The sequence below is a fragment of the Dermabacter hominis NBRC 106157 genome (assembly GCF_001570785.1).
Lineage (GTDB): Bacteria > Actinomycetota > Actinomycetes > Actinomycetales > Dermabacteraceae > Dermabacter > Dermabacter hominis.
Genome location: NZ_BCSI01000001.1, coordinates 161101 through 182879, shown reverse-complemented (window position 1 = coordinate 182879; position 21779 = coordinate 161101). Strand labels below are relative to the sequence as shown.

21 protein-coding genes are annotated in these 21779 nt (G+C 64.9%); 6 read left to right on the top strand and 15 right to left on the bottom strand.

The genetic code is table 11. From position 1 onward, the window contains the following. Positions 1–8: 8 nt before the first annotated feature. Together DEHOM01_RS00780 and DEHOM01_RS00775 are read right to left on the bottom strand one after the other, a co-directional pair. Positions 9–986, bottom strand: a complete 978-nt coding sequence (locus tag DEHOM01_RS00780; protein ID WP_061211077.1) for an o-succinylbenzoate synthase — start codon at positions 984–986, stop codon at positions 9–11. Between the two features lie 278 nt (positions 987–1264). Next, positions 1265–3727, bottom strand: coding sequence for a phosphoketolase family protein (locus tag DEHOM01_RS00775; protein ID WP_061211076.1), 2463 nt, complete (start codon positions 3725–3727; stop codon positions 1265–1267). 179 nt (positions 3728–3906) lie between these two features. On the opposite strand from DEHOM01_RS00775, the gene DEHOM01_RS00770 reads away from it, so the two are divergent. The 3 genes from DEHOM01_RS00770 to DEHOM01_RS00760 are packed head-to-tail and all read left to right on the top strand — an operon-like array spanning position 3907 to position 7374. Further along, positions 3907–4887 (top strand): 1,4-dihydroxy-2-naphthoyl-CoA synthase, encoded by a 981-nt coding sequence (locus DEHOM01_RS00770; RefSeq protein ID WP_061211368.1) that lies wholly within the window; start codon positions 3907–3909, stop codon positions 4885–4887. A 57-nt stretch (positions 4888–4944) separates the two neighbouring features. Continuing rightward, positions 4945–6474 (top strand): AMP-binding protein, encoded by a 1530-nt coding sequence (locus DEHOM01_RS00765; RefSeq protein WP_061211075.1) that lies wholly within the window; start codon positions 4945–4947, stop codon positions 6472–6474. Beyond that, positions 6475–7374, top strand: a complete 900-nt coding sequence (locus DEHOM01_RS00760; RefSeq protein WP_061211074.1) for a 1,4-dihydroxy-2-naphthoate polyprenyltransferase — start codon at positions 6475–6477, stop codon at positions 7372–7374. A 9-nt stretch (positions 7375–7383) separates the two neighbouring features. Here the strand turns inward: DEHOM01_RS00760 and DEHOM01_RS00755 are convergent, their stop codons facing one another. Next, complete coding sequence (locus DEHOM01_RS00755) at positions 7384–7668, bottom strand: DUF4229 domain-containing protein (protein ID WP_061211073.1); 285 nt, start codon at positions 7666–7668, stop codon at positions 7384–7386. A 37-nt stretch (positions 7669–7705) separates the two neighbouring features. Here DEHOM01_RS00755 and DEHOM01_RS00750 point away from each other — a divergent pair, with 37 nt between their 5' ends. Further along, on the top strand, positions 7706–8236 hold the full coding sequence (locus DEHOM01_RS00750) for a PLD nuclease N-terminal domain-containing protein (protein WP_061211072.1): 531 nt from the start codon (positions 7706–7708) through the stop codon (positions 8234–8236). A gap of 65 nt (positions 8237–8301) precedes the next feature. Here the strand turns inward: DEHOM01_RS00750 and DEHOM01_RS00745 are convergent, their stop codons facing one another. The 9 genes from DEHOM01_RS00745 to DEHOM01_RS00705 form a co-directional block, all read right to left on the bottom strand. Continuing rightward, entirely contained in the window at positions 8302–9531 is a 1230-nt protein-coding gene (locus tag DEHOM01_RS00745) for a GHMP family kinase ATP-binding protein (RefSeq protein WP_061211071.1), read from the bottom strand. Then, on the bottom strand, positions 9528–10322 hold the full coding sequence (locus DEHOM01_RS00740) for a nucleotidyltransferase family protein (RefSeq protein ID WP_061211070.1): 795 nt from the start codon (positions 10320–10322) through the stop codon (positions 9528–9530). Before DEHOM01_RS00740 ends, DEHOM01_RS00745 begins: the two co-directional genes overlap by 4 nt. A 44-nt stretch (positions 10323–10366) precedes the next feature. Further along, positions 10367–11188: a fructosamine kinase family protein gene (locus DEHOM01_RS00735; protein ID WP_061211069.1), complete on the bottom strand. Its 822-nt coding sequence runs from the start codon at positions 11186–11188 to the stop codon at positions 10367–10369. Beyond that, entirely contained in the window at positions 11189–12235 is a 1047-nt protein-coding gene (gene ccsB, locus DEHOM01_RS00730; protein ID WP_245630627.1) for a c-type cytochrome biogenesis protein CcsB, read from the bottom strand. It abuts the gene before it with no gap. Continuing rightward, a complete protein-coding gene (gene resB / locus DEHOM01_RS00725) occupies positions 12232–13893 on the bottom strand; it encodes a cytochrome c biogenesis protein ResB (RefSeq protein WP_245630626.1) in 1662 nt (553 codons plus the stop codon). Before resB ends, ccsB begins: the two co-directional genes overlap by 4 nt. Further along, positions 13890–14639 (bottom strand): cytochrome c biogenesis CcdA family protein, encoded by a 750-nt coding sequence (locus DEHOM01_RS00720; protein WP_156468287.1) that lies wholly within the window; start codon positions 14637–14639, stop codon positions 13890–13892. The genes resB and DEHOM01_RS00720 overlap by 4 nt, the downstream gene beginning before the upstream one ends. A 5-nt stretch (positions 14640–14644) precedes the next feature. Continuing rightward, positions 14645–15223, bottom strand: coding sequence for a TlpA family protein disulfide reductase (locus DEHOM01_RS00715; RefSeq protein ID WP_061211067.1), 579 nt, complete (start codon positions 15221–15223; stop codon positions 14645–14647). Beyond that, entirely contained in the window at positions 15220–15867 is a 648-nt protein-coding gene (locus DEHOM01_RS00710) for a histidine phosphatase family protein (RefSeq protein ID WP_061211066.1), read from the bottom strand. Before DEHOM01_RS00710 ends, DEHOM01_RS00715 begins: the two co-directional genes overlap by 4 nt. A 68-nt stretch (positions 15868–15935) precedes the next feature. After that, positions 15936–16448 carry a MarR family winged helix-turn-helix transcriptional regulator gene (locus DEHOM01_RS00705; protein ID WP_061211065.1) on the bottom strand — a complete coding sequence of 171 codons (513 nt, stop codon included), beginning with the start codon at positions 16446–16448 and terminating at the stop codon, positions 15936–15938. Between the two features lie 228 nt (positions 16449–16676). On the opposite strand from DEHOM01_RS00705, the gene DEHOM01_RS00700 reads away from it, so the two are divergent. Next, positions 16677–17219 (top strand): YceI family protein, encoded by a 543-nt coding sequence (locus tag DEHOM01_RS00700; RefSeq protein ID WP_061211064.1) that lies wholly within the window; start codon positions 16677–16679, stop codon positions 17217–17219. Then, on the top strand, positions 17216–17557 hold the full coding sequence (locus DEHOM01_RS00695) for a glutaredoxin family protein (RefSeq protein WP_061211063.1): 342 nt from the start codon (positions 17216–17218) through the stop codon (positions 17555–17557). Before DEHOM01_RS00700 ends, DEHOM01_RS00695 begins: the two co-directional genes overlap by 4 nt. 319 nt (positions 17558–17876) lie before the next feature. Here the strand turns inward: DEHOM01_RS00695 and DEHOM01_RS09635 are convergent, their stop codons facing one another. The 3 genes from DEHOM01_RS09635 to DEHOM01_RS00685 all read right to left on the bottom strand — a co-directional run bounded on the left by DEHOM01_RS09635 (position 17877) and on the right by DEHOM01_RS00685 (position 21645). After that, entirely contained in the window at positions 17877–17975 is a 99-nt protein-coding gene (locus tag DEHOM01_RS09635) for a 30S ribosomal protein bS22 (RefSeq protein ID WP_005504750.1), read from the bottom strand. Between the two features lie 197 nt (positions 17976–18172). Continuing rightward, the gene (locus DEHOM01_RS00690) at positions 18173–19867 is read right to left on the bottom strand and encodes a GTPase family protein (RefSeq protein ID WP_061211062.1); all 1695 of its coding nucleotides are present in this window, start codon (positions 19865–19867) and stop codon (positions 18173–18175) included. Then, a complete protein-coding gene (locus DEHOM01_RS00685; RefSeq protein ID WP_061211061.1) occupies positions 19867–21645 on the bottom strand; it encodes a dynamin family protein in 1779 nt (592 codons plus the stop codon). Before DEHOM01_RS00685 ends, DEHOM01_RS00690 begins: the two co-directional genes overlap by 1 nt. Positions 21646–21779: the final 134 nt, after the last annotated feature.

The window sequence follows — 21779 nt, the reverse complement described above, 5'->3', positions numbered from 1 at the left end:
CTACCGGGCTACCGCGTGCGCGCCTCGAGCACCTCGGCTGCCTGGGAAATGCGCACATGCCATTCGCGCGCGCGACTCTCACTCGCGCGGTACTTCTCAATGAATTCCTCGCTCACGTCGATGCGCCCCGCGGGAAGCGTGCCGTCATCACTCACGAGCGGGCGCTCGCACACGTCCCCCTCGAGGAGCCTCGCCGTGCCAAGCCCGCACGCATGCTCGAGCTCAGGAAGAGCCGCCGCGAACGCGAGACCAGCGCTGAGGCCGACCGACGTTTCGAGCGCGCTCGACACCACAACCGGCAGTCCCGCTTGCTCCGCAAGCGCAAGGGCGCGCCGCACTCCCCCGAGCGGCTGCGCCTTCATGACAAGGATGTCGGCGGCCTTCGCGCGCGCTACCGCGAGGGGATCGTCGGCTTTGCGCACCGATTCGTCCGCGGCGATCTTCACGCGCACGTCGCGCCTCACCTCGGCAAGCTCGCGGACGCTCGCGCACGGTTGCTCGACGTATTCGAGACCGCCGGCTGCGCGATCGAGTTCGCGGATCTTCTCGATCGCCTCACTCACCTCCCACGAGGCGTTCGCATCCACCCGAATTCTGGCCTCATCACCCAGGGCTTCCCGCACGGCCGCGACTCGCGCCAGATCATCGCTGTGGGCGCAGCTAGCGTCGGACACCTTCACTTTCGCGGTGGCGGCGCCGAACGACCGGGCAAGTGCGTACGCGCGCTCCGGGCTCACGACGGGGATCGTCGCGTTGATGGGAATGCGGGGGCGCAAGGGCTCCGGGAAGGGAAGGGTGGCCTGCTCGAGAGCGGCGGCGAGCCAGGCCGAGGCCTCCTCGGGGCCGTATTCGAGAAACGGCGAGAACTCGCCCCAGCCTGCGGGGCCGCGCAAGAGAGCCGCCTCCCGCACGTCGATGCCGCGAAAGCGCGTGCGCATGGGGATGCGCACGATCTCGATGCGCTCGATCTGTCCTTCGAATTGCATAGGAGTTGTGGGGGTAATGGTGGTTCCGTTCGCGCGGTCGGGTGGGCTAGGGCCAGCGGGAGGAGAAGGGCTAGCCGGTGGACATGGCCAGCGGGAGGACAAGGGCTAGCGGGGGATAAAGGGCGGACGGGTGGACAAAGGGCTGGGAGGAGGGGCTGAGTGGACGCAAGTGCGGGCCACCCGGATTACATAAGGGTTGTGGGGGTTATCCGCGAGGTCTCGCCCCTCGCAAACCCCCACAACCTCTATGCAATTCAGGAAAGGGGAGGTGGCGGGGGCTACTCGTTGTCGCCGCCCGTCACGTTCACGGCCTCGCTCGCGATAGCCGCATCGTGCTGCTCATCGTCCCACACCCAGTTCGCGACCTCGGGAATGTCGGCGCCGTGCGTGAACGCGTACTGCCGGGCGCGAATGCGCTCGTCAGACATGCGCTGGCGCAGTCCCGCGTACTGCGTACCGAGCGAATCGACGTGGTCGATCACGTCCATGACGAGGTGGAAACGATCGATGTCGTTACGCATGAGCATGTCGAACGGCGTCGTCGTCGTGCCCTCTTCCTTGTACCCGCGCACGTGAATGCGCGCGTTCGGGTCGTGGCGGTACGCGAGACGGTGAATAAGCCACGGGTAGCCGTGGTAGGCGAACACCACCGGAATGTCCTTGCCGAAGAGGCCGTCGAAGTCCTTCTCGGAAAGACCGTGCGGGTGCTCACGCTCATGCTGGAGGCGCATGAGGTCCACGACGTTCACAACGCGCACGCGCAGCTCGGGGATCTCCTCGCGGAGAATCTTCGCCGCCGCGAGGGTCTCGATCGTCGGGATATCGCCGGCGCAGCCGAGCACAACGTCCACGCCTTCGCCGTCGACCTCGGTTCCTGCCCACTCCCAAATGCCGATGCCGCGCGTGCAGTGCACGATCGCCTCGTCCATCGTGAGCCAGTTCGGGTTCGGCTGCTTGCCGGCGACGACCACGTTGATGTACTGGCGCGAACGCAAGCAGTGATCGTAGGTCGACAGCAGCGTGTTGGCGTCCGGCGGAAGGTATACGCGCACAACTTCGCTCTTCTTGTTCACCACGTGATCGATGAAGCCCGGATCCTGGTGGCTGAAGCCGTTGTGGTCCTGGCGCCACACGTGCGAGCTCAGGAGGTAGTTGAGCGAGGCGATGGGGCGGCGCCACTCGATCTCATTCGTGACCTTGAGCCACTTGGCGTGCTGGTTCACCATCGAATCGACGATGTGAATAAACGCCTCGTAGCTCGAGAAAAGGCCGTGGCGGCCCGTCAGCAGGTAGCCCTCGAGCCAGCCCTGCATCTGGTGCTCGGAGAGCATCTCCATGACGCGGCCCTCTTGCGCGAGATTCTCGGCGGCGTCGTGGTCTTCGAACTCGCCATTCCACTGCTTTCCCGAGACTTCGTAGATCGCCTGGAGGCGGTTCGAGGCAGTTTCATCGGGGCCGAACACGCGGAAGTTATGCATGTTGTTCTTGACGACGTCGCGCAGCCACGTGCCAAGAACGCGAGTGGCCTCGGAATTCGTTCCGCCGTGGTGGGGAACGTCGACGCCGTACTCACGGAAGTCGGGGAGCACGAGGTCGTGGAGGACCTCGCCGCCGTTCGTAATCGGGTTGGCGCTCATGCGCTTAAGCCCCGCCGGCGCAGCATCGACGACCTCGTCGATGAACGCGCCGTCCTCGTCGACGAGCTCCTCGATCTTGTAGGACTCGAGCCATTCGCGCAGGTCGTTCAGGTGCTGATCGGTGTCGCGTGCGCTCGCGAGCGGCACCTGGTGGCTGCGCCACGAGCCCTCTGTCTTCTTGCCGTCGATTTCCTTCGGGCCGGTCCAGCCCTTCGGCGTGCGGAACACGATCATCGGCCACATGGGACGCTCGATGTCACCCTCGGCGGCGCGCTTTTTAATGTCGGCAATCATGTCGAGCGCCTCGTCGAGTACCGCCGCGAAACGCTTGTGCGTCTCTTCGATCGGCTCGTCGTCGAAGCCACCTTCGAAGAACAGAGGGGTGTGACCGTAACCGACCATGAGCGAGCGAAGCTCATCCTCGCTGATGCGCGCAAGAACGGTGGGATTCGCGATCTTGTACCCATTGAGGTGGAGAATCGGCAGCACAACGCCATCGTTCTTCGGGTTGAGGAACTTGTTCGAGTGCCAGCTCGTCGCGAGCGGACCCGTCTCGGCTTCGCCGTCGCCCACGACCGTGAAAGCGATCTGATCGGGGTTGTCGAGCACCGCACCGTACGCGTGCGAGAGCGCGTAGCCGAGCTCGCCGCCCTCGTGAATCGAGCCGGGGGTTTCGGGGGCGACGTGCGAGGGGATGCCGCCGGGGAACGAGAACTGCGTGAACAGCTTCGTGAGGCCGCGTTCGTCCTTCGTGATCGCGGGGTAGGTCTCGGTGTAGGTGCCTTCGAGGTAGCTCGCGGCAACGAGGCCCGGGCCGCCGTGGCCTGGGCCCGTCACGTAAAACGCGTTGAGGCCGCGCTGCTTGATCGCGCGGTTCGCGTGCGCGTACAGGAACGTGAGCCCTGGGGTAGTACCCCAGTGGCCAAGCAGGCGCGGCTTCACGTCATCGCGCGAAAGTGGCTTCCGCAAAAGCGGGTTGTTCATGAGGTAGATCTGGCCCACCGAAAGATAGTTCGCGGCGCGCCACCACGAATTGAGCTGATGGGCTTCTTCGGAGGTGAGTGGATGGGATGGCTCGTTCGGCCATTCGTGTGCGGAGCTCATGTCTCTCCCTGCCCTCTACGGGACTTGCACTAGTGGGGCGACACGACGCAGGGCGGCAGCGCCACTCATGCGCCAATGCCGATTGCTTAATGTAGTCTACGCCTCATTTTTCATGAGCGCTTGGGTGGTTTCGGGCCTGAGACGGCGTGCTTTTCACACGAAGCTTTAAACTTGACATCATGACTGCAGCGCCACTTCCCACCCCCGTATCCGCGACGTTCGACCCCAATCGTTGGCGTGACATCGGCGCGGCCGAACTTGGCTCCGCACCGTTCACGGACATCACCTACCATCGCGCAGTCGAGCGCACGCGCGATGAGCGCGGCGAGGAACAGTGCCGGGATCTCAACGCCGTACGCATCGCGTTTGACCGGCCCGAGGTGCGCAATGCCTTTCGCCCGCACACGGTCGACGAGCTGTACCGCGCGTTCGATCACGCACGACTCGACCCGAGCGTGGGCGTCATCATTCTTACGGGTAACGGCCCCGCCCCCAAGGACGGCGTGTGGGCGTTCTGCTCGGGCGGGGACCAGCGGATCCGCTCGCGCAGCGGGTACCGGTATGCCGACGGCGACACGGCCGAATCGATCCGCCCGGAAAGCGCAGGCCGCCTCCACATCCTCGAGGTTCAGCGTCTCATCCGCACGATGGGCAAGGTCGTGATCGCCGCGGTCAACGGCTGGGCCGCCGGCGGTGGTCACTCTCTGCACGTCGTCGCCGACCTCTCGATCGCAAGTAGGGAGCACGCGCGCTTCAAGCAGACTGACGCGAATGTGGGCAGCTTCGACGGCGGCTACGGGAGCGCGTACCTCGCGAAGCAGGTCGGGCAAAAGCGCGCGCGCGAAATCTTTTTCCTCGCCGAGGAGTACTCGGCGGAGGATGCCTACAACTGGGGGGCCGTCAATCACGTCGTGCCCCACGAGGAACTCGAAAACGAGGCCCTGCGCATGGCCCACGTGATCGGCACGAAGTCCCCGCAGGCAATTCGCATGCTCAAGTTCGCCTTCAACCTCGCCGACGACGGCCTCATGGGCCAGCAGGTTTTCGCGGGCGAGGCCACACGCCTCGCCTACATGACCGACGAAGCGGTCGAAGGGCGCGATGCGTTTCTCGAAAAGCGCGAACCGGATTGGTCGGCCTTCCCCCACCCACAGGGCTAGGGTTCCGACGGTTGCCGGCAAGCGTCGGATCGACATTCTTCACCGAAAGGAGCACGCGTGAGCACCTCACATACCCCCGACCGCGAGTCGCTTCCGTGGCTAACGCCCGGCCCGTTCGATGGGACCGTGTGCTCGCAAGCTCAGTACGCGCGCGGCATCGGCGAGGCCCTCGCTGGTACCGCTCGCCTCTGGCTCGGCGCCCATGAGCGACCTGAGCTGATCGGCCCGCTCGAATGCGCGAAACCGCGCGAAAACGCGTGCGCGGGCTGTACGTGTGCGCGTTCAGACGCGGGGGTACGTGAGCCCGATCCGCGCGAGATCGCCCTCGTGGTGCCGACCTCCGGTTCCACCGGGACGCCGAAGTCTGTCGCGCACTCGATCCAGAGCCTCAAGGCCTCGATTCACGCGACCGCCTACGAGCTCGGCTCGCACGGTGCCTGGATGCTGTTTCTTCCCCCCACGCACATCGCGGGCGTGCAGGTCATCGCTCGGGCGAGCGTGGCAAGCACACTTCTGGGACTCGACGATCACGACGGGCTTCCTGGCGCACTCGCGCCGCTCGTGGACCTTTCGGGCCATTTCGATGCGACGGTGCTGACGGGTGCAATGGAGCGCTGGGACGCACGTGTCCGTAGCGATCAGGCCCTCGCTGACCTGCCACTTTACACCTCCTTCGTTCCCACGCAGCTCGAACGAATCGTGAGCGCGGCCGAAGCAGGTGATGCCGCTGTATCGCGCGCCTTCTCCCGTTTCGAGATGGTCCTCGTGGGCGGCGCCGCGACTGCCCCTGAGCTCCTCGATCGCGCGCGAGAGCTCGGCGCGCGGATCGTCACGACCTACGGCTCGAGTGAGACCGCCGGTGGCTGCGTCTACAACGGTCTCCCCCTCCAGGGTGTCGAACTCAAGGTCAACGATGAGGATCAGCTCATGATTACGGGGCCGTCGATCGCGCTCGGATACATCTACGAGACAGGTGCGTTCACGAATGTCGACGGCAACGATGCCGATTCGCGCCGCCGCTTCTTTTCGACACCCGAGCTCGCCGCAACGCGCCTCTTGCGCACGAGTGACCTCGCACGTCTCACCCGCGACAAGGCCACCGGTCTCACGCGCCTCACCATCCTTGGGCGTGCGGATGACGTCATCATCTCGGGCGGGCGCAAAATCGTTCCCCAGGCCCTTGAGCGCGTGCTCGAGGGCACGGGCGAGTTTCGCGAAGTTCTCGTCGTTCCCGTCGAGTCGAAGGAGTGGGGCCAGATGGCGGTGGCCCTCACCGTTCCAAAGGTTGAGGGAGCGATACCCACACAAACGTGGACGGCGGATCTCCAGGCGCAGCTGACGGTCGCGACTGCCCTTACCGATGCCGGTTTCGCGCGGCACGAAATTCCCCGCAGTGTCCTGACGACGGGCTCCCTCCCCCGCCTCGACAGCGGAAAGGTGGATCGCAAAGCCGCCGCTGAGCTCGCACACGAGGCGCTGCTCAACATCGAGGCTTTCGAGTACGCAAAGAGCCTCGGCACACGATTCAGCACCGACGGGCACCACGAGCTCGAATTCGGCGGGCCCGACGAAGAGGACAACGAGTAAATGGCAAGTGCAGCGCAATGGATCGAGGGGGCCCGACCCCGCACGCTTCCCGCCGCCATCGCCCCGGTCGCGGCCGGCACGGGCCTCGCCCTCATGCACGGGGGCTACCAGGGCAGTGTCACCGTCGGGCGGGCCCTGCTCGCGCTCGTGCTCGCTCTAGCCCTGCAGGTGGGCGTCAATTACGCGAATGATTATTCCGACGGTGTCCGCGGCACCGACGATGACCGCGTCGGCCCGTTCCGGCTGACCGGTTCGGGGGCGGCGCGGCCCATAGCCGTGAAGCGCGCGGCTTTCGCGTCATTTGGAGTGGGGGCCCTCGCGGGCCTGACGCTCGTGATCCTCGCGGGCGCGTGGTGGATGATTCTGGTTGGGATCGTGTGCATTCTCGCGGCGTGGTATTACACGGGCGGGAAGCACCCCTACGGCTACATGGGCCTCGGCGAGGTCATGGTGTTCGTGTTCTTCGGGCTCGTTGCGGTCATGGGAACGAGCTATCTCCTGTCGGGGCGCACTGGGCTCGACGACCTGCTGGTTGCGAGCGGCGTTGGCCTGTGGGCCTGCGCGGTCATGCTCACGAACAACCTGCGCGATATCCCCTCCGATCGCGTCTCCGGCAAGCGCACACTTGCTGTCCGGCTCGGCGACGGTGCCACGCGCCTGCTGTATGCGGCGATGATCCTCGTGCCGTTCCTTTTGCTGATTCCCGTGGTTCCGCACACCCCACTCGTGGCGCTCACGTTCCTCGCACTGCCCCTTGCGATGGCGCCCATCCGGCGCGTGATTGAGCAGCGCGCTTCGGGCCGAGAGTTAATTCCCGTGCTCGCGGCGACGGGCAAGCTTGAACTCGTGGCCTCGCTCCTCATGCTCGCGGGGTTCGCCCTGAGTTCGGCGCTCCTCTAAGAGCAGGGGCTACTCGCCGAGGTCGATGAGGCGGTCCTCTGCCTCCGCGTCGAGCTCGGCGTCAGATTTGTGACCCCGCTTTTTCTCTCGTCGCTCTTCGACGGAGTGCTCGAGGTTCGAGGCCACCCCCTGGCGCAGTTTCCCGAGCGCAAGGATCGAGATCAGCATCGCGATGACCGCGGCGAGCGTTCCCGTGAAGAGCCAATGCACGCCGGGCATGAGGAAGTACAAGAGTGCCCACACCCCGGCAAAGAGGGCGAGGCGGATGACCGAGTAGAGAACGTAATTTCGCATTACCTCCATTATCCCTCGTCGTGAAAGAATGGCGAGCATGCCTCGCTTGATCTTGGTTCTCGCCTACGTTGCCCTCACGGTGTATGCCCTCGCGGATGTCGCGAACACTCCCGAGTCGCGCTCTAAGGGGCTGCCGAAGCTCGGGTGGCTCCTCGTGATCGTGTTCGTCCCTTTCCTTGGGGCGTTCCTGTGGCTTCTCGCAGGAAAAGACCGAGGTTCACAGTCGAACGCTGCTCGCGCGCCCCGCTCGCGTGCACCTCAGCGCCCGCTGGCCCCGGATGACGACCCGGCTTTCCTCGCGAAGCTCGACCAGGAAAACCGCGCACGCCGCCGCGAGCACATTCAGGAGGAGATGCGCCGCAAGAAACGCGAAGAGGGCGCCTCCGGGAGTTCCGCAGCATCGAACAAGCCGCGTCCGGCGGCTGGGCGCACACCCGCGCCAAAGGACGATTCGAGAATCACCCCTGCCAAGGGGCCGCGCGATTACACGGTGCGCGACTATGAGCGCCCCGAAGACAAGCCAACGGGTGACCTTGAAGGCCCCGACGACGATGGCGCGCGCCGCTAAGGCCACTTCCCGCCGCTGGCGCTAGGTGCCCTGCCCGCGCACGGCATCGAGTTCGCCCGTCTGGGCTAGAGGCGGTTTGCCGGCGCTCCGGGCTCGGACACGAGGGTTGTCGCAGCGTGCTGCGGGTACATCGCCTCGTAGTCGCGCTTCCACTGGCGCGCAAACGCCGCGGCATCCGCGCGAGAAACGAGCGCCCACACGCTCCCGCCAAAGCCTGCACCGAACGCGGAGGCGGCACGCGCCCCGAGCGCGCGGGCCGAGCGAGCAAGCTCGACGGTTTCGGGAATCTGGTTGCCGAGCTTTCGTTCCGCAAGGTCCTGCGAGCGCAACACGATCGACGAAAACGCGTCGATATCCCCTCGATTGAGGGCTGCGGCAGCCTCGGGCACGAGTACCTCGGACTCCTCGATGAACTGCTCGAGCCTCTGGCTCGCATACCCCTCGGGAGCGACGCGCCTGAGCGGATCGAGCTCGCGCGAGGAGCGATCCACGGGCAATGAGGGATCACTATTCCCGGTTAGTTCCCGCACGACGCGGTGAAGCGATGAATCATCGCGTCCCTGCTGCTCGTTCCAGGCTTCGAGCACCGCCCCGAGCGCTGCGGGCCCACGGTTGTACGCCTCGCGCGCCGCACCCGTCTTCTCGGCGAGGACTCCGCTCACGGCGATGACGAACACCAGATCTTCAGGAAGCGACGAGGTGCCGAGAACCGTCGGCGGATCAAATACCACGTGGCTGAGCGAGCCCGGCTGCGTCGCGAGCATCCCGGTGTGATCGAGCGACCCGCCCGACGTGCCCACACCTGTGAGACCCGCAAGGTCTTTGAACCGCTTCCCGTTTTCGATGGAGGCGGCGTAGCCCGCGAGATCCACGCGATTGTCGATGTTCCGCACCCACTCTTCACGCGCGGGAAGGTCGTTGAGGTCCGCGAGAGTGAGCGCCACCGCCGTGAGGACCGCGGACGAACTGCTCATCCCCGAGGCGGGTGGCAGATCCGAGTCAATGGTGAGTTCAGCCGGAGCAAGCGGACCGAAGTTCGACGTGAGGCGATTGACCGCCGTTTGCACGTAGTGGGCCCAGTGGCCGTTCGGCAACTTCGGGTCGCGCGCCGGGGCGAGTTCGGCCGGCTCGCTACTGAGCGACGTGCGGATGGTGAATGTCGAGGAAGCGTCGGGCTTGTTCCGCCCGCGCACCGTCACGGCCCGGCCCACCGCCGATACGAGCACCTGGCCGCCCGCGTAGTCAGTGTGTTTTCCGAGGACTTCGATGCGGCCCGGAACCCGCCACCCGGTCACAGGCGCACGTCCACGTGGGAGAGGCGCGCCTGAACATCAGCGATATCATCGCGGCGCGAGAGGTCGAGAACACCGCCCGACACCGGCACGACCTGCACGCTTTCGAGCGCCATGACGGCATCGACGATCTCGTACTCGCCGCGGGCCGACGGCGCGATGCTTCGGCATGCCTCAAAGATGGACGGCTCGAACGCGAAAAGGTTCATCGACACCGGTGCGCTCTCGCCAAACTCGGCACGCTCGGACTGGGACGGCTTCTCGATCATGCCGGTCAGGCGGTTGTCCTCGTGCCTGATGAGCGCGAACGAGGCGATTCTCTCGGCGGGAATGTTGCTGTTGTCAATGAGCGACGCCCGGTCAAAGCCCGCGATTGCGCTCCCCGACACCTTCGTCATCGCCTCGAGGGCTTCGCGCGGGTAGAGGTTATCGCCGTTGACCATGAGCATCGACTCCTCCCCCACGACGCTCGCAGCGCTCGCGAGAGCGTTCGCCGTGCCGAGCGGCTCGTCCTGGACCGCAAAGTCAATGTGCAGGCGGTTCGGCGCGAGCTCGCGGACGTGAGCGCTGAACGCCTCGTGTTCGGGCGCGACAACGACGACGGCCCGCGTGATTCCCGCATCCGCAAGCGCGTTGAGCGAATAGTCGATGAGGCGATGCGCGCCGATCGGCATGAGCGCCTTGTAGCCGAGGCTTGCGGCGGCGGCTTGCTCGGCACTCAAGCTCGAGCTTTCGCCCTGAGCGCGCATGCGCGTGCCGAGGCCGCGGGCGAGAATTACAGCGGTGGTGATCACGGGGTTCCTCCGAACCAAGAGTTGTTCCCTGACGGGTATTAATCCTAGGCGTAGCGCCGCGCGATCGTGAGCGCCTCGCCGGCGTACCCGCCGCCAAAAAGTGCGGCGTGCAGGAGGACAAGATGCAGCGAATGGAGAGCGAGAACGTCTTGCCACTCATGCGCGAGTGGATGCGCTGCTTCGTAGCCTTCGACCACGTGGGCGAGATGCGGGGCTCCAAACAGGTGAAGGGCCGCGAGGTCATCCAGACGGTGGCCGGAATACGCCGCGGGATCAATCAACACTGCCCCCTCGGAATCAAAAAGCACGTTACCCGCCCACAGATCACCGTGGACACGTGCGGGAGGCTCGTCGTCGTCAAAATCGCCGGCGCACAGCCTCGACATGAGACACCCGAAAACTTTGCGCTGCTCCGCGTCGAACAGATCCCCCGACGCGCGCACGAGCGGGTCGACCCGCGCATTCGCGAACATCGCGCCCCACGAAAGGTACTCGCCTTCCTGCGCGAGGGGAAGCGCAAGCTGCTCGCCCGCGGGCCCCTGGAGACCGTCTCCCCGCCACGCGCGGCCTTCGGCATCGATCGGCCCGAGCCCGAAACTCCGCTCGCCACTTTCACTCGCGCGGCCGCAACCAGCGCCATGCGTCACGGCGAGTGCCGCGCCAAAGTCGCGCGCCGCACGCGCGCTAGGCGCCACGTGCGAAATGCGTTCGAGGCACAGCTGGGAGGCGTCGGACCCTACGATCCCGACCACCCGAGCACCACCGCTCGGCGCGGCCTCCTCAAGCCACTCGAGACCCGCGCGTTCCCACTGGATCGCACGCGCGGTCCCAGGTTTGCGGAAGACGTCGCGCTCACGCACCGACATTTACAGGCCCGAGTACGAATGCAAGCCGTTGATGACCGTGTTGACGATCGTGTAATTGAAGATCACGCACACGAAACCGGCGATGCAGAAGTACGCGGCGATTTTTCCTCGGAAACCTATCGTCGCGCGCGCGTGGAGGTACACGGCGTACACGATCCAAATGACGAACGTCCACGTTTCCTTCGGATCCCAGTTCCAGTAGCGCCCCCACGCATAATTCGCCCAAATAGCACCGAAGATCAGCGTGAACGTCCACAGCACAAAGCCCACGGCCGTCGTTTGAAATGCAACTTGCTCGAGGCGCTTGGCGTTGGGAACCCGCTCGAGCACCCGCTCGAGAAGCGACGAGCTCGCCTCATTCCCCGCTTCGAGGCGGCTCTCACGCGAATGCTGGAGCAGCTGCAGCAGCGCGACAACGGCGGACAGGGAGAACAGGGCCATCGAGAGGATCGCCACGATCACGTGGATCACGAGCCACGGCGAATTCTGGAGGCTCGGCGTGAGGTGTGCGGCCGGCAAATACCACGACGTGTACGCGATGACCATGATGAAAAGGACGGGCGTGAGCACAAAGAGCCCGAGCCTGCGCATGTCCCGCACTCGGTGCGCGAGCAGCAAAAACATCGCCATGATGACGGCCGCCCCGGTCATCGAGAACTCGTACATGTTGCCCCACGGCACTCGCTGGGTCGCGATACCGCGCGCAATAACCCCGAGGAGCTGGAAGGCGGTCGCGATCGCCGCAGCCCCCAGGGCGAAGGTCAGCGGGTTCATTCCGCGCCCAGGCGCGAGTTCGGCCTCGGCATCGTCGGCGCCCTCAGAAACATCGAGATCTGCGGCAGCGACCGAGCCGGCGAAATCGGGGCGCGCAGGCGTGCCGACGGTGGCGAGCTCACGCTCGCGCGTTTTCTTCGCGAGGCGCACATCCGAGCGCACCCGAACCGCTTTCGCGAGATCGATGGCAAAGGCGACGAACGCCATCATGTACACGACCATCGCGAGCAGGATGAAGAAATCCGATGCCGCGGCGAGCTGCTGAAAATTCACTGACGGGGTCCTTTTCCTCGAGGAACGGCGGAGGGGGAGGCAGGCGCGAGGTGGTCGGCGAGGCGGGCCACGTCGCTCGCGAGGGCGAAGTCTTCGCTTCGCGCGAGGCCAGCAACCTCGATCTCTACGCCTTCGCCCGCGGGGATCGCGCGCACCCACAGGCGGCGGCGCGGGATGAAGAGCGAAAGCATGAGGCCAGCGGCCGCGGTGAGCGCCATCGCAAGCGTGAAACCCTGCCAGGGGTCATGCTTCACGTCGAAAGCAGCATAGCGCTTGACGCCGCGAAATTCGATGCTCGAGCCATCGGGAAGGTCGTAGCTTTCCCCGGGCGAAAGACTCATGAGCAGGGGTTTCCCATCGGCTTGGGTCACTTGGTCAAGCGTGGAGACGTCGATCTGGTAGGCGTTGGTGGGCACGCCGGTATCGAGGCCCAGATCACCGGTGTGCGCCGTGAGGAAGAGCTTCGGATCCACGAGGCCCGCGTATGTCGAGTGGGGGCCGCGCTCATCGACGACGGCCGTCGGCGCGAAAATCCCCACGAGCGCCATTTGCTTCGGGGACGCATCGGGCATCTTCAGCACGATCTGGCCGGTGTAGTTTTTGTCGTTCGAGACCGCACGAACGGGCCCATCCGCGACGACGTTCCCCTCAGGGTCACGCACGGTGAGGATGGGGGCGTAGCCATTGCCGAGAAGAAACGCGCTCGCACCATCGACCTCGAGGGGCTCATTCACGCGCACGCGCTTGCGGAATGTTTCGCGGCCCGGTGCCTCAACGGTGAGGTCCGCCTCGAACTTCGTGGGCAGCCCAAAGGCCTTCGGATTCGAAGTATCGGTCGAGAACTCCGCGCGAAACTCGTCGAGCGTGAAGCGGAACGGCGGAAGATCGTCGGGATTGAACCACGCGCCCGACTCAAACGTGTCGTAGCCGGTCAGAGAGTTCGCAAACCCCTCCCCCTCGACGACGGTGATTTGCCCGCGATATGACGTGAGATAGCCGAGCCCCACGCCAATGAGGACGCCGAGGAGCGCGAGGTGAAACACGAGATTGCCGGCTTCGCGCAAATACCCGCGCTCGGCGCTCACGCTGAGCGCACCCGTTTCCTCCTCGAGGTGCCGCACGCGATAGCCGGTCCGCTTGAGGCGCCTACTGGCGCGATCCTGGATCTCCTGCGCCGTGGCTGCCTCAACAGGACGTCTCGTGTAACCAGTGAAGCGCGTAAGCCGGCGCGGCGTGCGGGGCGGCTGCGCGACAACCTGGCGCGCGTATGTCACACAGCGCGGGAGCACACAGCCCACGAGGGAGATAAACAGCAGAAGGTAAATCGCGCTAAACCACGGCGACGTAAAGACGTCGAAGAATCCTGCCCAGTCAAGAAGCTCACCCCACCAGCCGTTCTCGGCCAAGAACTGATCCGTTTGCGCGGGATTCACGGAGCGCTGCGGCAAAAGCGACCCGGGCACAGCCGCGACCGCGAGCAGAAGAAGCAGCACGAGCGCCGTGTTCATACTCGTGAGCTGGCGCCAAATGAAGCGCAAGCTTCCGCGCAGTCCGAGACGCGGCAGGGTGGGCTCGTCAGCGGGGGTGGGGTTGGGGGTGTCCGACGCTTGCTGGGCTTTCACCGCGGCTTCTCCCTTCGTCTGATTCGGGCCGGTCATATGACGGTCGTAAACGAGCCGGTCCACGTGGCAAGCTGCGCCATCCAGGCGCTCCACTGCCCCGTGAGAAGCAGCGTGCCGATCACGATGAGCAGCGCACCGCCGACCACGGTGACGGACCGACGATGATTCTTGAGCCACGCCGACCACGTCAGTGCGCGGTCAAAGAGAAGGGCGAACGCGAGAAACGGGAGCCCGAGACCGAGCGAATAGGCGAACGCGAGGATTGCGCCGCGACTCGCGCTCCCGCCGTCAAGGGCGAGGGTGCTCACGGCCGCGAACGTGGGGCCGATGCACGGCGTCCAACCAAAACCGAAGATGATGCCCATGAGGGGGGCGCCCCACAGTCCAGCATCGGGCCGTTTCTTCACACGCACCTCCCCGCTCAGACGCGGAAAGAGGCCGATGAACAGGAGCCCCATAAGAATCACGAGGACGCCTGCAATGCGGTTGATCCACGTGGTGTGTGCGCTGAGGCTGTACCCAATGGCCCCCACGAAACCGCCCATGACCATGAAGATCGCGGTAAAACCGAGCACAAACAATAGAGCTCCGAGGGCGAGGCGGCCGGTGCGATTATTCGTCTCTTCCCTCTGGCCGGCCAAGCCGGAGACGTAGGCGAGGTATCCGGGAACGACCGGGAATACGCACGGCGACAGGAATGCCACGATCCCCGCGAGCGCGCTCACGGCAGCGGCGAGAAGAAGCGAACCGTCGAGAACAGTGCTCGCGAACACGTGCTGGATTTCGGTCATTCGGAGAGGACCCGATCGATCATCGCGCCAAGGATTGAGGGGTCGGCGAGGCCGGAGATACGCGCGGCAACCCTCCCCTTCGCGTCAAACACGAGGGTGGAGGGCACGGCGTTCGGGGAGATCTGCCCGCGAAGCGCATACATGATGGTGCCGTCCCGGTCGGGGATCGACGGGTAGGGAATCGAAAACTTTTGCTCAAACGCCTGGGCGGGACCGGCTTCGTCTCGCACGTTCACGCCGACGAACGTCACGCCTTTGCTCGCGTAGGTGTCGTGGAGTTTGACGAGGTCGGGAGCCTCCTTGCGGCATGGTGCACACGAGGCGTACCACACGTTGAGCACGACCGGGGCGCCGCGCTTCTCACTCAGCGTGAAGGTCTCGCCACTAAATGTCTCGCCCGAGAAGTCGTAGGCATCACCCCGCTTGTCGACCGCGATTTCGGTGCTCACGCCCGAGCCTTCAACGTAGCCGGTGTCGTAGCGCGCGGAGGTATCCGTGCTCGCGCAACCCGCGAGGCCCACGATCCCCAAGGGCAGAGCCAGCGCCGCACGACGCGTGAAAGATACGTTCCTCATGTGAGCTTCCCTCCCGTGGCATCGACCGCGCCCTCGTAGAGCGCGGCGGCAGGCTCGGCATACTCGACGTGATCAAGGTGCTCCCCGTTGAACACGAGAGACGTCACGGATGCGAGGCCGCACTCACGCTTGCGCGGGTCGTGCAGCATCGGCTTGTGCTCAGCGGCGCGGCGCGTGAGCCAAATTGGCAGTTGGTGCAGCACGAGCACTGCCTCGTGCCCCTCGGCGGCGTGTCGAGCATCGCGCACCGCCGCCATAACGCGATCCACCTGGTCGCGGTATCGCTCGCCCCAACTCGGGCGAAACGGGTTCACGAAGTACTTCCAGTTCTCCGGATTGGTGAAGCTCGCTTCGCCGTGGCCGATCCTGTGGCCCTCAAAATGATTGAGGGCCTCCGTGAGGCGTTCGTCAGTCTCAATCTCGAGCCCGTGCGGTTCAGCGATCGGCTTTGCCGTTTGCTGCGCGCGCAAAAGTGGAGATGCCACCACCTTCGCGATATTACGCTCCGCAAGAGCCGCGCCCGTAAGGCGGGCCATCTGTTCGCCGCGCTCCGAAAGGCGATAGCCGGGCAGGCGCCCGTAGAGGATCTTTCCCGGGTTGTACACTTCACCGTGCCGAACCAGGTGAACGATCGTCTCAGTCATAAGCCCTCTCGAAGATGGAAAGAGTGGTCACGAAGCGGCCACAAAGCCTTGGCAGTCCAGCCTAGCCGCTAGTCCCGCTCGTCGGCGGAAAACTCGATGCACTCGCGGTCTTCATCATCGACGAGCTTATCGAGGATGCGGGCGAGCTCGAGAAAATCTTCCCTGCCCAGCGGCTCCAGAAGAAATTCACGCACGCTTCTCACATGCACCGGCGCAGCATGCTCGAGCAGCTCGCGGCCCGCGGCCGTCAAAACGGCGACGCGTCCGCGACCGTCGGACGTCGAACGCTCCCGCACCACCAGACCGCGCTTTTCCATGCGCGCCACCGTGTGCGTGAGCCGAGAGCGCGAGTGGACGACCTGCTGGGCGAGATCCGACATGCGCACGCAATCATTTTCGCTCTCGCTCAGCCGCACGAGAATCTCGTACTCGGGGAGCGAAAGGTCGATTCGTGGATCCTGCTCGAGGGTCTGCGAGAGGCGATCCTTGAGGCGCGTGGTCGTGAAAAGGTAGGTGCGCCATGCCTTTTGTTCCTCGAGATCGAGCCATGGGACCTCCAGCCCGACGTCCTCGTTCGCCACCTACGGCCCCTTTCGCTCAATACTCTCGGATAGTGCATGAAAACGCCTCCTATTATGCGCGTATAGGGACTCGGGTGCACGAAAGGGTGTCCCCCGCCTCACCTCCTGAGCGGCCGCGAGGGCGGGTCGCAAGGGTTGACAACACCACACAACCAAAATCATTTAGATTACAACTTCTGGGGTCGTGGCACATTCCCTCCCCGACCCACAACATAAAAGGAGAACCCCATGACCGCACTTCCCGAAGGCCTCACGCAGGGAACCTGGACCCTCGATGCCTCACACACCACCGTCGCCTTCACTGTTCGCCACGCCGGCATTTCCAAAACTCACGGGCAGTTCACCGACGTTTCCGGCCGCATGATCATCGGCGAGAAGCTCGAGGACTCGCGTGTCGATGCCGAAATCCAGATTTCCTCCCTCACGACCGGGAACGAGGATCGCGACAACCACCTCAAGAGCGCCGACTTCTTCGACGCCGAACAGTTCACGGCCATGGCGTTCACCTCGACGGCCTTCGACGGCACGACCCTCAAGGGTGATCTCTCGATCAAAGATGTCACCAAGGAGGTCGAACTCGACGTCGACTACGAAGGCGCCGCAACCGACCCCTTCGGCAGCTACCGCGCGGGCTTCTCGGCCACGACCAAGATCTCCCGCAAGGAGTTTGGTCTCACGTGGAATGCGGCCCTCGAAGCCGGCGGGGTTCTCGTGGGCGACACGGTCACGATCACGATCGACGTCGAGTTCACGGCGCCCGCGGCAGCATGACACCACCAGAGACACCCACCGAACCCGGCCTCGTCTCCTCGAGCGGCGCGCGCATTGTGCTGCTCGAAAGGCCCGGCTGTCACCTGTGCGAGGAGGCCGCCGAGGTAGTCTCGCGCGTCGCCGCGCTCACAGGCGAAGAGGTCGAGCGCATCAACATTGAGGCTAATGACGAGCTCGCCCGCCGGTGGTCGATCGAGATTCCCGTTGTCGCTGTCGACGGCAAAGTTGTCGCCGTCTATCGCGTGAACGAAGAGGAGCTCAAAGCTGCCCTCGTACGCGGCCTGAGGCGTCCGCACCCACTCCTCAGCGCGGCGGCGCGCATTTTCCGCCGCGGCTAGCGTAGGGCTGGGTGCGGCATCACCGCCCAGTAACTCCCAGTTCAGGCACTAGGGCCCCTCCTCATATGGAGGGGCCCTTGCCTTACCACTCATTCACCCCCTCCCCCTCCCTTTCCGAAAGTGGTGAAAAACGGCGTAAAAGTTACGTTTGGGCGCGCCATGAGGCGGTTTTCACCGCTTAGAATCCGGGGGCACTAAAAACCCGGGAGCGAGAGTTGAAACAGGGGCCATAGCCTGGAATGAATCACAAAGAAGGCCGCCGCCCTCCGGATGGAGTGGCGGCGGCCTTCTGCACGAGCGGGCTTCGGCCCGCTGCGCCTTACTTCTTGTTGCGGCGCTGGTGGCGGGTCTTGCGGAGAAGCTTGCGGTGCTTCTTCTTCGACATGCGCTTGCGACGCTTCTTGATCACGGAACCCATGATTGCCTCTTTTCTTACAGTACGTGGTGGCGGCGGCACCGCCCAGGTGTCAGTGGCCGGCACGCGCCGAGCGCAGCCGGGGCGGCCACCCTCTCGCGGGGCAGCGGCCACAAACACAGACAATGATCTATTTTAGCGCTGCACCCCAACGCGCTCAAAGGTCATTGGCGAAGCGTGAGGGGCTTCACGCGCACGTTTCAAGCCGACGCCACGAGTGTGACAAGGGCAGCCTCAAGACGCGCCGCCCGATCAAGCTCCCCCTGGGCACGCGCAACGACTGTGCGCTCTGCTGCGTCACGAAGCGAGGACCGCAACGCGCGGCGAGCCCGCCGCTTCCGGGAAGCCGCAACGAAAGAATTAAGAACCGCGGCAAGGGCACCCAACACGATTCCGAGCCCAAGCCCCGCAATAATCATCGCCGTCGGTACGGGCACGGGAACCCACAGCCCCTCAAGTATTGGCATGGGCGGTTTCGGCACTTGGAGGAAGTCGAAGCCAGCAAGGGCGAGAAGCCACAAGAGCCCCGCTATTGCCATTAGGAACGAGAGCCACTGCACGATGTTGAGCGGGAGCCACGTCCACGACTTTTCAGCGCCGCGAAAGTCTGTATGGGTGAGGGCATAGTCGACCTCGTCGGGAAGGGCGTCTTTCTCCTCTTCGAGAGCGTCCGCGAGACGACCCGGCCACGGATTCGGTGCCTGACCGGCAAGAGACAGCGCGAATTCGTCGACCGCGCGATTCATCCGGGCGCGTGCGCCGGGAGCATCGATCGAAAGTGAGGATCGTGCGACGAATTCGTCGTCCGAATCTCCCTTGCGGTGCTTGTTACTTCCCCGCCCGACGCGCATGCGCTCGAGCGGGTCAACCTTAAACGCGCCAATCCACCGCAGCGCCGGCCAGCCGGTATGGCGACCCGCGCGCGTGCGGTAGCTTTGCGCAACTGCTTCAGAGATTTTGTCCACCTGGGCCGCGGTTACGCAGGCATCTTCGAGTCGGTCGAGCTCGACGGTTGGTACTTCTCGCGTGAGCTGAGGAATTTCAACGGACTTACGCGAAACGGTCACCCCGGTCGCACGCGCGATGGTCTCCCCCACGGCGCGAGCGTCCGCGAGCAGACGCTCGAGAACAGCGCGCTTCGACTCGACAACGGTGGCGATCTGAGCTCGCAAGTGAGGGAGCCCGGTGCCATCGACGGCACTCACGAGGCATACCTCTGTTTTCGCGAGACCGTCCTCGGCAAGCAGTGCCTTCATCGAGGAGCGCACCGCCGCACCGTCGGCCTTCGTCAGGCGATCGGCCTGGTTCACGACGACGATCGTGACCGCATCGTGGCGCGCAAAGCGGCTAATGAACTCCGTGTGCAGCACGGCGTCCGCATACTTTTCCGGATCCGTGACCCAGACGAGCACATCGACAGTGCCGGCGAGACGCTCGGCAATCTCGCGATTAGCGCTCTCGACAGAATCGAAGTCGGGAAGGTCCACGAGGATGGCTCCCTGCGGGAGAGATCCGCGGCCCACCGTGTGCCGCTCGCGAATCTCGAGCCAGTCAAGGAGTGAAGCCGCTGAGCCGTCCACGTGTTCATCCGCAGACTCGGGGAGGATCGCGAGAGCTTTCGAGGTCGTGGGGCGCCTGTGCGCAACGCGCGCGATGTCCTCACCGACGATCGCATTCACGAGCGAGGATTTCCCCGATCCCGTTGCCCCGAAGAGCCCGATCACGGTGTGCTCGCTCGAATGTTCGAGACGCTCCGTGAGCCGCGCACACGCGGCACGCGCGCCCTCGAGCGTCGCATCGTCGAGGAGCGGCTCCGCCTCCGCAACCGCGCCGCTCAGGGCCTCCACGGCAGCGTCGAGACGGCCGCGGGCCCTCGTGACGGATCGAGTGCTCACTATTGCCCACCCCTTCGGGGAGCAGCGGAGGGGCCACCCAGGTTCTCGATGAGTTGACGCACGGTCTCGGCATCGCTGTGAATCGCGCTCGATGCAGTCACGATGGGGTGCGCAGCGAGTGCCGTGGCGAAGGCTGTTGCTTGCGTATCCACGACGTTGCCGATGCGCGAATCGAGCATTCCGCGCGCTTTCTTCGCGAGCCGCCTCACGGCCTCATCGCCAAAGATCGATTCAAGAAGTTTCTGCCCCACGAGCGCCGTCGCCGTTCCCGCGCCTACCTCGAGGCCAGTCGGCATGAAGGCGGTGGAGGCGAACACCACGACCATGAGCGCGATGCCCACGACGTTCACGCCGAGGGACAGCACTCGTGCCTGCGTACGGCGATCTGAACCCTCTGATTCGACGAGGTCAAGGACGTCCTTTTGCCACGCCCGTACCTGATCCTCAACGGTGCGGCGGAAGCCTTCGGGCACCTGCATAAGCGTGACGGCAAGGCCGGGGCTCGATTGCAACAGGGACGCGCCTGCCGCATGCGAGTTCCACGCACGCACGGTACGCGAGCGAGCGTTGGCGACCTGGTCGATGACGACGGTCACGAGGCCCGTCTCAATCGCGTTCTCAGCTGCGACCACCGGGCGCGTGCGTCCCGTAAGAGCAGCGGTGATGCGGTCGCGCGTGCGCGACACCCACCCCTGTACGCCCTTGAAAAATTCACCCGTACCAACGACGTCCTGCCAGCGCGCGAGAACTTCACCGCGCAGCAGCGCACCGTCGCGAGTAAGGTTCGCGATCGAATCCTTCGCAGCATCGAATTCGGCGCGCGCGAGCGCCGCAAGCCGATCCCGTTCGTCTTCCTGCGCGGCGACCGCTTCGCCGAGTTCGTCGAGCGATTGCGCTGTCGCCACGAGCGCCCCGCGCAGGGTGCGCCGCGCGATCGCGCTGCGCGCCTCCTTGTCGCGTGCGAGCGCCCCCAGCCACGCCGAAAGCTCGCGCACCTCATCCGTTTCGAGGATCTCCCCCTCGCCGAGCTCCTGCTCGTGGATCGCAAGCAGTCGCTCCGTCATAACGCCCCGCTCCGCGAGCATCGCCCCCAGGTGCGACGTCAAATCTTCGGCAACCCCGTCCTTGTGCGGGATGCGATTCATGATGACGACCACGGTCACCTCGCGCTCCGCGGCTTGCGCGAGGGCGAGCCACGGCACCGCATCCGCGTACCGGTGCGCGGTTGTGACGAAAATCCAGAGATCTGCCGCGCGCAGTAGCTGGCCGGCGAGCTCGCGGTTTTCGCGGCTGACCGAATCGATATCGGGCGCGTCCAAAAGTGCGATCCCCTGGGGCACGCGCTCGCTTTCGACCAGGTGAAGGGCCGTGCCGAATCCAGCTCCGCGTTCGCGCGCTTCGGGGCTTGACGCACTCATGTGCACGCGAGGAAGCGAGGGCAGGATTCGGTCCCCTTCGAACCACTGCGCATCAGAGGGGTTGTGCACGAGAACCGGTTGGCGCGTCGTCGGCCGCAAAGCCCCCGCGCGCGAAATGTTCTCCCCCACGAGGGCATTGACGAGCGTCGACTTACCGGAGCCGGTCGAGCCGCCCACCACCGCGAGAAGCGGCGCCTCGAGAGAGGCGAGCCTCGGCGCCAGGTGGTCCTCAATCTGCTGCGCAATATGCCCTGCCTTTTCGCGCGCCTCAGCCGCGCCGGCGATGTCAAAAGGGAGACTCGCCTCGCGCGCGCGTCGCGCGAGCGGCGACAGAAGGGGGGAATCGGCACGTGCATCCATGGCACAAGCCTACCGAACTGGGCCTGCAATGGAGCGCGACAACCGTCGGACCCGAGCGGCCCACCGGTCCCCCACAAACATGCCCCGCGCCTCGAAAGGGAATAGAGTAAACACGGCCCCACTTTTCGCGCCGA